Raw genomic sequence first — 12,828 nt, 5'->3', positions numbered from 1 at the left:
ATTCCCTGGTGCACCGCGCGATGCGGCACAGAACGGCGACGCCGTGCACGAGTGTGTGGACTTTCGTACCGGAGTACGTGTTGCTACGACTCTCGCACGAGATGACGCTCGGGGCAGAACATCGAGCGTATTTGCGGTTACAGGTATGTTTCGATCGGTCCGGACTGTCCTATATGCCCGACGAATCGATCATGTTCTGTGACCACTCACACTGTCACTGCTCGGTGTTGTCCTCTTCCTCGTCGAGATTTGCCTGCTCGGCCAGGAAGCGCTCGAACTCGGCCCCGAGTTCGTCGCCGCTCGGCAGTGGCTCGTCACTGGCCAACAACGTCGACTGCTGCTCCTGCGCGGCGACATACGTGTCGTACTGACGCTCCAGCGCCTGCACCACCGACTGGACTTCTTCGTTCCCGGTGATGTGCTCGTTCACCTGTTCCCGAACTCGCGCCGCGGCCTCACCCAGGGCGGCAAGCGGCAGATCCAGGTCGGCGGCCTCACCGACGTTCTCGAGCAACGTCTCGGCCGCACCGGGGTAGTCCGTCTGTGCGAGGTAGTGCGGAACGTGCACCGAGAAACCCATGGACTCGTGACCGTGCTGCGCCATCCGAAGCTCGAGCAGGGACGAGGCGCTGCCCGGTACCTGCAGATCACCTGCCCAGCTGTTGCCCTCCTTGACCAGCTCCTTGTCGCTGGCGTGGGCTGTCACACCGAGTGGCCGGGTGTGCGGGATGGCCATCGGGATCGAGCCGAGACCGATGGTGCGGCGCACACCGAGCTGTTCGGCGAGGAGCCTGACAGCGGTGGTGAACTTCTCCCACCGCAGGTCCGGTTCCATACCGGCGAGCAGCAGGAACGGAGTGCCCGACTTGTCCTTGACGGCATAGAGGTTCAGTTCGGGAGCGTCGTAGTCCGAGAAATGATCGGACTTGAACGTCATCGTCGGCCGGCGGGACCGGTAATCGATCAACTCGTCGACGTCGAACGACGCGACCAGCTCCGATTCCAGGCTCTCGCGCAGGTGGGTGGTGGCCAACTTCACCGCGTGACCTGCGTCGGAGAAACCCTCCAGGCCGTGCACCAGGACGGGTCCGACGCCGTCGTTGGAGAAGATTTGCGGTGCCGGAAACTCCAGCTCGTACATCTTCGACTGTTCGGTCATGGCCTGGCCCCTTTCGGATCGACTCGTCGGTACCTCGACGCGAGATTCGAGCCAGAATACGCCGACCCTCGGCTCGCGCCGTGTACGCGCCGACGTCGAACGTGGCGAATCACTACCGACAAGAACAACCGATTGCCTGCCGTTCATTCCCGGACGGTCGCCCATCCTGCGCCGAGGGCTCTCGGTGACTCGAGGCGATCAGCGGTCGAAGTTGGCCAGCGCGCGAATCTTGTTGGTGACGTCGAGGGCGGCGACCTTGTACGCCTCGGACAGCGTCGGGTAATTGAACACGGCATCGACGAGATAGTCGACGGTGCCGCCGCACCCCATCACCGCCTGCCCGATGTGCACCAGATCCGTCGCACCCGACCCGAAGATGTGCACGCCCAGAATCGACCGATCCTCGGTGGAGACGAGCAACTTCAACATCCCGTACGAGTCGCCGGCGATCTGCCCCCGGGCGAGTTCGCGGTACCTCGATACCCCGACCTCGTAGGGGATCGATCCCTTCGTCAGGTCGACCTCGGTGGCTCCGACGTACGAGACCTCGGGGATGGAGTAGATACCGATGGGCTGAACGTCGGTCAACTTCGCGTCGGACTCGCCGAACGCGTGATACGCGGCCAACCTGCCCTGATCCATCGACGTCGCGGCCAATGCCGGGAACCCGATGACATCGCCGACGGCATAGATGTGATCGACCTTGGTCTGGAAGTGCTCGTCGACGAAGATCCGACCCCGGGCGTCCGCCTCCAGACCTGCGTTCTCGAGATCCAGCGCCGTGGTCAGGCCCTGCCGACCGGCCGAGTACATCACCGTTTCGGCCGGGATGCGCTTGCCGCTCGCCAGCGTGGTCACGGTCCCGTTCGGCCCGACGTCGACCGCGGTCACCGCCTCGCCGAATCGGAACGTCACCGCGAGATCGCGGAGGTGGAACTGCAACGACTCGATGATCTCTCGATCGCAGAAGTCGAGCATCGAATCCCGCTTCTCGACGACGGTGACCTTCGTTCCGAGGGCAGCGAACATCGACGCGTACTCGATTCCGATGACGCCGGCCCCGACGACGACCATCGACGCCGGAATGAATTCGAGATTGAGGATTCCGTCCGAGTCGAGCACTCGATAGTCGTCGAACGCGACGTCGGCCGGACGGGCAGGAGCGGTGCCGGTGGCGATCACCACGTTGGCGGCTGCGACGGTGATGCGCTCACCCCGCGTCTCGTCCTCCACGACGATGGTGTGCGCGTCGAGAAACTTGCCGACGCCGGTGATCAGCTCGATGCGGTTCCGGAGCAGTTGCGAACGCACCACCTCGATCTCCTTGCCGATCACGTGCTGGGTTCGGGCCAACAGATCGGCAGGAGTGATATCGGCCTTCACCCGGTAACTCGCCCCGTACAGCTCCCGTTGATTCATGCCCGTGAGATACAGAACGGCCTCGCGCAGCGTCTTGGACGGAATGGTCCCGGTGTTGACGCAGACCCCGCCGAGCATGTGGCCCTTCTCCACGATCGCCACCCGCTTGCCGAGCTTCGCAGCCGCAATGGCCGCCTTCTGGCCACCGGGGCCGGAGCCGATGACCACCAGGTCGTACTCCATGGGTTCAGACATTCGTCATAGTTACCGCTCGCACGCAAAGACTGCGTGCCCACCCGGTCACAACCTTGTGAACTCCATGATTCGGTGCGTCGAACCCATGCAGATGTCGCCACGTGCTGATGCGTTGTGCGAGGCTGAACAGAGCACGAAACACCCGATTTTCAGTGGAGGAACACATGCCGCAGCAGGTCCGCGCCGTCGTCGCCAAAAGCAAGGGCGAGCCCGTCTCCATCGAGACGATCACCATCCCCGATCCCGGGCCCAACGAGGTCGTCGTGAAGATCCAGGCCTGCGGGGTGTGTCACACCGACCTGCACTACCGCGAAGGCGGCATCAACGACGAATTCCCATTCCTGCTCGGACACGAGGCGGCCGGAATCGTCGAGACCATCGGCGACCGCGTCGAGCACGTCGAGGTCGGAGACTTCGTCGTACTGAACTGGCGCGCCGTGTGCGGCGAATGTCGAGCCTGCAAGCGCGGCACTCCGTGGTACTGCTTCGACACCCACAACGCAGCACAGAAGATGACCCTCGAAGACGGTACCGAATTGACCCCGGCGCTGGGCATCGGCGCATTCGCCGAGAAGACCCTGGTCCACGAGGGCCAGTGCACCAAGGTCGCCGCAGACGCCGATCCCGCCGTGGTCGGACTGCTCGGCTGTGGCGTGATGGCAGGTCTGGGAGCGGCGATGAACACCGGCAACGTCTCGCGTGGGGATTCGGTGGCCGTGATCGGCTGCGGCGGAGTGGGCGATGCCGCGATCGCCGGAGCACGCCTGGCCGGCGCGTCGACGATCATCGCGGTCGATCGTGACCCGGGCAAGCTCGAATGGGCACTGGGCCTCGGAGCCACCCACACCGTCGACTCCTCGGTGGTCGACGCCGTCGAAGCAGTCCAGGAGCTCACCGGAGGCTTCGGTGCCGACGTGGTCATCGACGCCGTCGGTCGCCCGGAGACCTGGAAGCAGGCGTTCTACGCACGCGACCTCGCCGGAACCGTGGTGCTTGTCGGCGTGCCGACACCCGAGATGACCCTCGAGATGCCGCTGATCGACTTCTTCTCCCGCGGCGGATCGCTCAAGTCCTCCTGGTACGGAGACTGCCTGCCCGAGCGCGACTTCCCGCAGTTGGTCGATCTGTATCAGCAGGGCCGTCTGCCGCTCGAGAAGTTCGTCACCGAACGCATCACCATCGACGACGTCGAAGCCGCCTTCGAGAAGATGCATCAGGGCACCGTCCTGCGTTCGGTGGTGGTCCTGTGAGCGGGAAGTTCCGCGTCCAGAACGTCGTCACCTCGGGCACGTTCAGCCTCGACGGTGGCACCTGGGACGTCGACAACAACATCTGGCTGGTCGGCGACGACGACGAGGTGGTGATCGTCGACGCAGCGCACACCGCGGCCCCGATCGTCGACGCGGTTGCCGGCCGGACGGTCAAGGCCGTCATCTGCACCCATGGCCACAACGACCACGTGACCGTGGCACCGGAACTGGCCGATACGTTGGACGCGCCGATTCTGCTGCACCCCGCCGACGACATGCTGTGGGAACAGACGCACCCGGGCGTCGGGCACTCGACCCTCGAGGACGGTCAGCGCATCACGGTGGCCGGAACCGACATCCTGGCGCTGCACACGCCCGGGCACTCACCTGGATCGACGTGCCTGTACCTGCCGGAAGCGGGGGAGTTGTTCAGCGGCGACACCCTCTTCTCCGGCGGCCCGGGTGCCACCGGACGGTCGTACTCGGACTTCCCGACCATCATCGGGTCCATCCGTGATCGGCTCTTCGCGCTTCCCGTCGAGACCCGAGTCAACACCGGCCACGGTGACGGGACGCGCATCGGCGACGAAGCACCGCACCTCGAGGAATGGATCGCCCGCGGCAGCTGAATTGCGACACCGCGGTGGGTCGCCTGCCGCGTTCGAGGTGGTCGGAATGAGACAGTGGTGGGACGCCGGAGCGTGTGCTGCGGCGTTCCACCGACCCGAAGAGGACGTCTTGTGAGCCCCGCCGCACGCAGAACCCGCCTGTCCATCGCCGCGACCTCGGCAGCGATCGCAGCTCTCGTGCTGGTCGGCTGCAGTTCCACGGTCACCGGCACTCCCGAGCCCAGCGCGGGTGCCCCCACTTCGACGCCGGAGTCCGGCGTGGATCTGAACACGCTGCTGATCGATCCGTCCAGCTTCCCGGCACCGTACGACGCCCTGGTGCTGCCCCAGCAGGCGATCTCGCAAGCCGCACCCGATCTCAGCGGAATTCCTGCCGGTGCCGAGGTCAGCCCGGCGGGATGCAAGCCTGCCGACCAGGATTTCGGCCCGACGGGCACGGCCATGATCGTCGGCACCGACAACGACAGCCGGTCCACCATCTCGATCGAGTTGACCGCGGTGGACGAACCGCTCTCGGCGCGCAAGGAGCAACTGGAACAGTGCGCCGAGGTGACCGCAACCAAGTCCGGCGCGACCTCGACGGTGACCTCCACTCTGACGCCTGCACCGCCCATCGATGCGGACGACACGTTGGCCGTCCGGCAGACCGTCGCATCGGGAGCAGGCGGCGACGCCGTAACCCAATCGATGCTGACACTGATGGCCCAGATCGACGAAGTGCGAGTGTCGGCCACGTTCATGTCGTTCGGCTCGGGCACGCCCGATGCGATGACCCTCGACGAGCTGTTCACCGCGGCAGTCCAGAAGGTCGGCCAGAGCTGACGCAGCACTAGCAGACGACACCGACACGAATCGGTCGGACACAGCGCCGGCGACGCGATTCATCCACAGCACGGCAGTTCTCCACAGGGCAGTACGAAAGCCCAGGTCGAGACTCTTTCGATCGTCGGGACCCCGGCCAGGATTCTCCGGTATGTACACACCGACGAACTCTCACGGCAACTTCGACTCCCGCCATCGCGTGCGGCTCGGCCACCCGAGCGACCTGATCACCGCGGTACCGGCCATGCTCGGGTTCCACCCGCACCGATCTATGGTGCTCATCGCGGTCAAGGACGGCGGTGCGAGCGTCGGACCCACGATGCGTCACGACCTCGTCCTGGCCGGCGATCACATCGATCGGCGCGCGGGCGGTCACACCCGCGCGACCCCGGAGATGCTCGACGTCATCGCCTACCTGGCCGGCTACTGCGCGATGGAGAACATTCCCGCGGTCATGGCGGTGTTCGTCGACGACAGGCTCGATCGAACCGTCCGGACATCGCATCTACTCGACGTGGAAGCACTGGTGACCGAACTCGACGCCACACTCGCCTCGTTCGGAGTGCAGCTCGGTGAGGCCCTTGCGGCGTCGGAGATCGCCGAATCCGCCGACTGGTGGACGTTGCGCGGACCACAGCGGCACGGCCTGATGTCCGATCCGTCGGCGTCGCCGATGACCGTGGCCCGCGTGCTCGACGGCTACTCCGTCAGACGATCCAGGTCCGAGCTGGCCGAGACCATCGCGCCGGGCCCCGACGCGACCGTGCGGGCCGTTGCCGCCGAGATCTCGCGACAACGACGGGACGGGATTCGATCTCGTACCGACGAGCTGACGTCGGTGCTGTCGTACGTCGCGCGAGCGCCGTACGACACCGAATTGGATCCGACCGACATCGCTCGGATCGCACTCGCGATCGGTCATGTCCAGGTGCGTGACGCACTGCTGGCCCTGACTCTCGGTGACGACGCGGGATTCGTCGAAGAGTTCTGGGCGAGGATGTCCCGCGTCCTGCCGAAGGCCGAACGAGCCATCGCCGCAACACTTCTGGCCTTCAGCGCGTACGTCCGCGGAGACGGACCGATGGCCCGCATCGCGATCGATGCGGCACTGGAAGCCGACGAGAACTACTCGCTGGCGCGACTGCTGGACCGGTCGCTCAGCGCCGGCGCAGGTCCCGATCTCGTTCGGGAAGTGGCCGAGAGCGGCTTCGCGTGTGCTCGCGCCTGCGGAGTTCGGCTCCCCGGCGACCCCTTCGGTCGACGGTGACGGCAGTCGAGTACATCGACGATCGGCAGGCGAGTGGGTCAGCGCGCCGCGTGCGACCGATCGCCGAGCTGTTGCAGGAATGTCCACGCATCGGCCACGATCCGATCGAGATCGGTCAGCTCCGGCGTCCATTTCAACTCCTCGACTGCGCGCGAGCTCGAGGCGATCAACACGGCAGGGTCACCGGCACGACGGGGAGCATGTTCGACGGCGATGGGCAGACCGGTGACGCGCTCGCAGGACGAGATGACCTCGTGCACGGAGAATCCGGTGCCGCTGCCGAGGTTGTAGATGGTGTGCTCGCCCGGTTGTGCGGCATCGACAGCGAGTATGTGCGCCTCGGCGAGGTCGGCGACGTGGATGTAGTCGCGAACAGCCGTACCGTCCGGAGTGGGCCAGTCGGTGCCGAACACCGAGATCTTCTCGCGCTGCCCGAGTGCGACCTGGAGCACGAGCGGAATCAGGTGGGTCTCGACGACGCGATTCTCTCCGAAACCGTTGTAGGCACCGGCGACGTTGAAGTACCGAAGGCTCGTGGCGGCGAGGCCGTAGGCCGCGGCGTACGACGTGATCGCGTGATCTATCGCGAGTTTGGTGGCACCGTAAGGATTGGTGGGGCGGGTGGGTGCGTCCTCGGTGATGGGGGTCTTCTCGGGCTCGCCGTACGTGGCGGCGGTCGAGGAGAACACCAGCTTCGCGGTGCCGGATGCACGAATGGCATCGAGCAACGCCAGCGAGGTGACGACGTTTCCGCTCCAGTACTTGTCGGGCGAGACCACCGACTCGCCGACGAGAGATTGCGCGGCGAAGTGCAGGACGGCGTCGAACCCGCCGCCGATCAGTACGTCCGCGGCGACGTCCTTGATGTCGCCTTCGACGAATGTGGCACCACCGGGCACGGCGTCCCGGTTACCGGTGGACAGGTTGTCCACGACCACGACCTCGTGACCGCGCTCGACGAGCACAGCCGCGCAGACGCTGCCGACGTAGCCAGCACCACCGGTAACCAGAAGCTTCACTGTTCGTTCTCCCTCACACGCGTCCGACGCCGTCGTCGGTGTGAGGTCAGACCTTCTTCACCTGGACGGCGTGCGCCATTTCCTCGGATATGTCGACACCACTGTGTCCTGGCACCGTGATCGTGACCGACCCGGGCTTGGCTTCGACTGTAACCCGAGCATCGGGGACCACGCCTGCTTCGCGAAGCTGAGCGATGACCTCCGGGTCGGACTGAACGTGCTCGGCGAGGCGTCGCACGACGACAGCGGTCGGCTGGCCGACGGGCACATCCGTGAGGCGGATGAGAGCTTCCGGTGCGAGAGTCGACTGGCCGAGACCGAGTTCCTCCAGACCGGGGATCGGGTTGCCGTACGGCGAGGTGGTCGGGTTGTTCAGGACGGTGACCAGACGTCGCTCGACCTCCTCGCTCATCACGTGTTCCCAACGGCACGCCTCGGCGTGCACGTCTTCCCAGCGCAGACCGATGATGTCCACGAGCAGACGTTCGGCCAGACGGTGTTTGCGCATGACCGCGACCGCCAGGCTTCGGCCCTTCTCGGTCAGCTCGAGGTGTCGATCGCCTGCGACGGACAACAGCCCGTCTCGCTCCATCCGAGCAACGGTTTGGCTGACGGTGGGACCACTCTGTTCGAGCCGTTCGGCGATTCTCGCGCGGAGCGGAATCACGCCCTCTTCTTCCAAATCGTAGATCGTCCGGAGGTACATCTCCGTGGTGTCGACCAGATCCTTCACACTCAACCCCTTCGTCGGGCTCGATCCTACCGTCAGCGCCCCGAAATGAGCGCTGCACCCAGCCGCAGCGGGCGCGGCGCACCACAACGGCGTACGCCGTTTCCCATGGCTTCTCACAACGGGACTGTGGGGACAACACCGGAACCCGGCAACACCATCCCGTCCGACAACGTAGTTTTGTCCGTATGTCTGATCAGGCGACACGCGCCGCCGCGCCCATCCCGAACCGCCCCGAGGACATCGTCGTGTGGAGCGCGGATTACCTCGGCTACCGGTGGAGCGACGACCACCCGATGAATCCGACTCGACTCGATCTGACAATGGCACTCGCCACCGACATCGGCCTGCTCGCGGGCGTCGAACTCGTCGAGCCCACTGCCGCGCCCGATTCCGAGCTCCTCCGATTTCACACCAGCGCCTACATCGAGGCCGTCAAACAGGCACCGTCGCAGGGCCCGGCTCTGCGAGATCCCGACGACGTCGTCCACGGACTGGGTTCCGACGACAACCCGGTGTTTCCGCAGATGCACGAGGCGAGCGCCATGCTCGCCGGTGGTTCTCTGGCCGCCGCCCGCGAAATCGCGTCGGGACGTGCTCGACGCGCGGTGAGCATCGGCGGCGGCATGCACCACGCGATGGCCGACTGGGCCTCCGGCTTCTGCGTCTACAACGACGCCGCGATCGCCATCTCGTGGTTGCTGGACAACGGGTTCGACCGGATCGCCTACATCGACGTCGACGCTCATCACGGGGACGGCGTTCAGGCGGCATTCCTCGGTGACCCGAGAGTGCTCACCGTCTCGTTGCACCAACATCCGGCGACGCTGTGGCCGAACACCGGATGGTCGACCGAGGTGGGAGCCGAACGCGGTGAGGGAACCTCGATCAACGTTCCATTGTTGCCCGGCACCGCGGATCGGTTGTGGCTGCGCGCGTTCCACGCGATCGTGCCGGGTGCGATCGCGGCGTTCGCGCCTCAGATCATCGTCAGCCAGTGCGGTGTCGACAGCCACCGCGAGGATCCCCTCGCGGACCTGGCCCTGACCGTCGACGGCCAGAATGCGGCATTCCTGGCCATGCGTGATCTGGCGGACAAACATTCCGAGGGTCGGTGGTTGGCCGTCGGCGGCGGAGGGTACGGCTTGGTGCGCGTCGTTCCACGGGCCTGGACCTACCTCATCGCTGCCGCGCTCGGTCGCGACATCGACCCGATGTCGGCGTTGCCGGACACGTGGCGGGAGCGAGTACGGACCATGGCACCGAGTGTCGACCTCCCGCAGACGATGGGTGACGGGGGAGACGTCGACTATCCCGCCTGGGACGGACCCGGGGGATCCCTCGCCGGGACCGACGGCACCGACAGGGCGCTCGAGCGCGTCGACTCGGCCATCATCGCCACCCGTCGAGCAGTATTTCCACTGCTCGGACTCGATCCGGAGGACCCGCGTGACTGATCCGACCGACAGCCCCTCGGACGAGGAGCCGGCCGTTGCGGCGTCGGACCCGAGTGACAAGGAACCGCGCGACCAGGAACCGAGCAACCAGGAACCGAGCGACAAGGACCTGGCCAGAGAGCGAGCGGAAACATCCTTTCCGCGGCACTGGGTTGCCGACGTCCTGACCTCCGACGGCGGTGTGGTGCACCTGCGTCCCATCGTCCCGTCGGACTCCGAACGGATCGTCGCATTCCACGGCCGGTTGTCCGAGCGGACGAGATACCTGCGGTATTTCGGCCCGTACCCCACGATGCCGCAGCGTGACGTGCTCAACTTCACCACGGTCGATCACCACGACCGGGTGGCGTTCGTCGCAGTGCTCGGTGACGACATCATCGCGGTCGGCCGCTACGAGCGACTGCCCGAGGGAGACGGCAACTCCGCCGAGGTGGCCTTCGTCGTCGCCGACGCACACCAGGGTCGCGGGCTGGGTCCGATCCTGCTCGAACACCTCGCCGGAGCGGCCGCCGAGAACGGTGTGAACATGTTCGTCGCCGAGGTGCTCGCCGAGAACCGGAACATGGTCACCGTCTTCCGCGAAGCGGGATACCAGGTCAGCCGGTCCTTCGAGGGTGGTGTGCTGCGACTGGAGTTCGCCATCGACCCCAGCGAAGCTCTGCTGTCGGTGCGCAATTCCCGTGAGCGTGCCGCCGAGGCCCGCAGTGTGCGCAATGTACTGAGCCCACGATCGGTGGCCGTGATCGGAGCGTCGACGGACAGCTCGAAGGTGGGCAACGCCGTTCTGGCGAATCTGCTGGCGGGCAACTTCACCGGGCCCGTCTATCCCGTCAACGCCGACCATCGTTCGGTTCGCGGGGTCCGCGCCTACGCCACGGTGCACGACATCCCGGATCCGGTCGATCTTGCGATCGCAGCGGTACCGGCCGATGCGATCGACGCGGTACTCGACGACTGCCTCGACAAGGGCGTCAAAGCGTTGCTGGTGGTGTCGGGTGGATTCGGCGAGACCGGACCCGCGGGGCAGGAGAGCGAGCGCAGGCTGGTGCTCGCGGCGAGGGCGCACGGAATGCGGTTGATCGGGCCCAACGCGCTCGGTGTGGCGAACACCGATCCCGAGTTCGGTCTGAACGCCACTCTGGCTCCGCATCTGCCCACTCCGGGCAACGTCGGGTTCTTCTGTCAGTCCGGTGCCCTCGGCATCGCGATTCTGGACGAGGCCGCCAACCGCAGGCTCGGACTGTCGACCTTCGTCTCGGCCGGAAACCGCGCCGATGTGTCCGGTAACGATCTACTGCAGTACTGGGATTCGGACCCGGCCACCGAGGTGATCCTGCTGTACCTCGAGAGCTTCGGTAATCCCAGGAAGTTCACCAGGATCGCCCGACGGGTGGCGCGCAGCAAGCCCATCATCGCGGTCAAGAGCGGCCGCGGGGCCGTGCCGCCCGCACATGCGATCGGTGCCGACATCGACGACTCCATCGTGCGCGCACTGTTCGCTCAGGCCGGAGTCATCCAGGTCGACACCATCTCGGAACTCTTCGATTGCGCGGTGCTCTTCGGAAATCAGCCGCTGCCCGTCGGACCGAGGGTTGCCGTGGTGGGAAACTCGACCGCGCTCGGGGTGTTGGCGGTCGACGCTGCGCGGGCCAAGGGCTTGCATGCGAGCAGCCCGATCGACGTCGGTCCGCAGGCCGGTCCCGAGGATTTCGCCGCGGCCGTGTCGTCGGCACTGGCCGCGTCGGACATCGACGCTGTCATCGTCGTGTTCGTACCCCCGGTGGCGGTGGAGGTGGAGCCGTTCGCGACCGCGCTCGGCAACGCCGTCCGTGGATCCGACAAGCCCGTACTCTCGACGTTCCTCGCTACCGAGGGCATTCCGGACGTCCTGGCGGTCCGGGGGCCGGGTGGATACCCCATCCGCGGTTCGGTGCCCTCGTACTCGAGCCCGGAGCGAGCGGTTGCCGCCCTCGCCGCCGCGTGGCGCTACTCCGCGTGGCGGTCGCGACCGGTGTCGAACCTGGTCCGGCCCAAGAGCATCGATTCCGAACGCGCCAAGCAGCTGGTCGAGGGCTGGCGTTCGGCAGGCAGTCACGGACGGTGGCTCTCCGACTTCGAAACCGCCGAGTTGCTGGGCTGCTACGGACTCGACGTCGTCGCTTTCCGGACGGTGACCGACGAGGACGAGGCCGTCGCAGCGGCAGACGAACTCGGCTACCCGGTGGCGGTCAAGGCGACCGGTGAACGGTGGCGGCACCGGCCGGATCTCGGTGGAGTGCGCCTCGACATGGCGGACGCGTCCGCGGTGCGGGTGGCGTATCGCAATCTGGCGGCAGACTCGGGCGAGCCGTTGTTGCACGTCCAGCGCATGGCGGTCAAGGGAATCGGCTGCGTCGTACGCGTACAGGACGACCCGTCGTTCGGATCGCTCATCTCGTTCGGTCTGGCCGGCGTCATCTCGGACCTGCTGGGCGACCGTGCCTATCGGGTACTTCCGCTGACCGAGGACGAGGCCGCGCAGCTGATCGACGCGCCCAAGGCGGCTCCGCTGCTGTCCGGATATCGCAATGCGGTGCCCGTCAACAAGAATGCCCTGATCGACCTCGTGCAGCGGATCTCGGCACTGGCAGAAGATATCGCCGACATTCGCGAGATCTCGTGCGAGCCGGTTCTGGCGTCCGCCGACGGCGCACAGATCACCGATGCGCGCGTTCGCATCGGTCCGGAACCGACCAAGGCCGATCTGGGCCCGCGTCGATTGCGCTGACCGAGACCGGCTTCGAAAAGGCAGAAGCCGAGGCGACGTCCCAGGGGGAGAGGACGTCGACTCGGCTACCGCACGAGGTGGCGCGAGCGGGATGATCACCGCTGCGCCACCGGT

10 protein-coding genes are annotated in these 12,828 nt (G+C 66.1%); 6 read left to right on the top strand and 4 right to left on the bottom strand.

Translation table 11 applies throughout. The features are described 5' to 3' along the window. Positions 1–214: 214 nt before the first annotated feature. Positions 215–1,159 (bottom strand): proteasome assembly chaperone family protein, encoded by a 945-nt coding sequence (locus CH256_RS05490; protein ID WP_094642033.1) that lies wholly within the window; start codon positions 1,157–1,159, stop codon positions 215–217. 198 nt (positions 1,160–1,357) lie between these two features. Next, positions 1,358–2,773: a Si-specific NAD(P)(+) transhydrogenase gene (gene sthA / locus CH256_RS05485; RefSeq protein WP_068050662.1), complete on the bottom strand. Its 1,416-nt coding sequence runs from the start codon at positions 2,771–2,773 to the stop codon at positions 1,358–1,360. A gap of 164 nt (positions 2,774–2,937) precedes the next feature. Here sthA and CH256_RS05480 point away from each other — a divergent pair, with 164 nt between their 5' ends. The 4 genes from CH256_RS05480 to CH256_RS05465 all read left to right on the top strand — a co-directional run bounded on the left by CH256_RS05480 (position 2,938) and on the right by CH256_RS05465 (position 6,741). Beyond that, positions 2,938–4,023, top strand: a complete 1,086-nt coding sequence (locus CH256_RS05480; RefSeq protein ID WP_068050661.1) for an S-(hydroxymethyl)mycothiol dehydrogenase — start codon at positions 2,938–2,940, stop codon at positions 4,021–4,023. Continuing rightward, the gene (locus CH256_RS05475) at positions 4,020–4,652 is read left to right on the top strand and encodes an MBL fold metallo-hydrolase (RefSeq protein ID WP_068050660.1); all 633 of its coding nucleotides are present in this window, start codon (positions 4,020–4,022) and stop codon (positions 4,650–4,652) included. The genes CH256_RS05480 and CH256_RS05475 overlap by 4 nt, the downstream gene beginning before the upstream one ends. A 111-nt stretch (positions 4,653–4,763) precedes the next feature. Next, a complete protein-coding gene (locus CH256_RS05470) occupies positions 4,764–5,474 on the top strand; it encodes a DUF5642 family protein (protein ID WP_094642031.1) in 711 nt (236 codons plus the stop codon). A 151-nt stretch (positions 5,475–5,625) separates the two neighbouring features. Further along, complete coding sequence (locus CH256_RS05465) at positions 5,626–6,741, top strand: DUF4192 domain-containing protein (RefSeq protein ID WP_068050659.1); 1,116 nt, start codon at positions 5,626–5,628, stop codon at positions 6,739–6,741. 38 nt (positions 6,742–6,779) lie between these two features. Here the strand turns inward: CH256_RS05465 and galE are convergent, their stop codons facing one another. Beyond that, positions 6,780–7,760, bottom strand: a complete 981-nt coding sequence (galE, locus tag CH256_RS05460; RefSeq protein ID WP_094642029.1) for a UDP-glucose 4-epimerase GalE — start codon at positions 7,758–7,760, stop codon at positions 6,780–6,782. Positions 7,761–7,806: 46 nt separating this feature from the next. Then, entirely contained in the window at positions 7,807–8,493 is a 687-nt protein-coding gene (locus tag CH256_RS05455; protein ID WP_068050657.1) for a metal-dependent transcriptional regulator, read from the bottom strand. A gap of 185 nt (positions 8,494–8,678) precedes the next feature. On the opposite strand from CH256_RS05455, the gene CH256_RS05450 reads away from it, so the two are divergent. Next, positions 8,679–9,947, top strand: a complete 1,269-nt coding sequence (locus CH256_RS05450) for an acetoin utilization protein AcuC (protein ID WP_068050656.1) — start codon at positions 8,679–8,681, stop codon at positions 9,945–9,947. Positions 9,948–10,056: 109 nt separating this feature from the next. Continuing rightward, a complete protein-coding gene (locus CH256_RS05445) occupies positions 10,057–12,714 on the top strand; it encodes a bifunctional acetate--CoA ligase family protein/GNAT family N-acetyltransferase (RefSeq protein WP_094642396.1) in 2,658 nt (885 codons plus the stop codon). Positions 12,715–12,828 lie beyond the last annotated feature (114 nt).

Source organism: Rhodococcus sp. 05-2254-6 (genome assembly GCF_002258565.1).
In the GTDB taxonomy this organism is placed as follows: Bacteria; Actinomycetota; Actinomycetes; order Mycobacteriales; family Mycobacteriaceae; genus Rhodococcoides.
Note: the sequence above shows the minus strand (reverse complement) of the source record. Positions and strands in the feature narration are given on the sequence as shown.

What these genes read in the sequence shown, in the direction of transcription:
- CH256_RS05450 (WP_068050656.1), top strand. Translation starts at nt 8,679, where the DNA reads ATGTCTGATCAGGCGACACGCGCCGCCGCGCCCATCCCGAACCGCCCC.
- CH256_RS05490 (WP_094642033.1), bottom strand. Translation starts at nt 1,159, where the DNA reads ATGACCGAACAGTCGAAGATGTACGAGCTGGAGTTTCCGGCACCGCAA.
- sthA (WP_068050662.1), bottom strand. Translation starts at nt 2,773, where the DNA reads ATGTCTGAACCCATGGAGTACGACCTGGTGGTCATCGGCTCCGGCCCC.
- CH256_RS05480 (WP_068050661.1), top strand. Translation starts at nt 2,938, where the DNA reads ATGCCGCAGCAGGTCCGCGCCGTCGTCGCCAAAAGCAAGGGCGAGCCC.
- CH256_RS05465 (WP_068050659.1), top strand. Translation starts at nt 5,626, where the DNA reads ATGTACACACCGACGAACTCTCACGGCAACTTCGACTCCCGCCATCGC.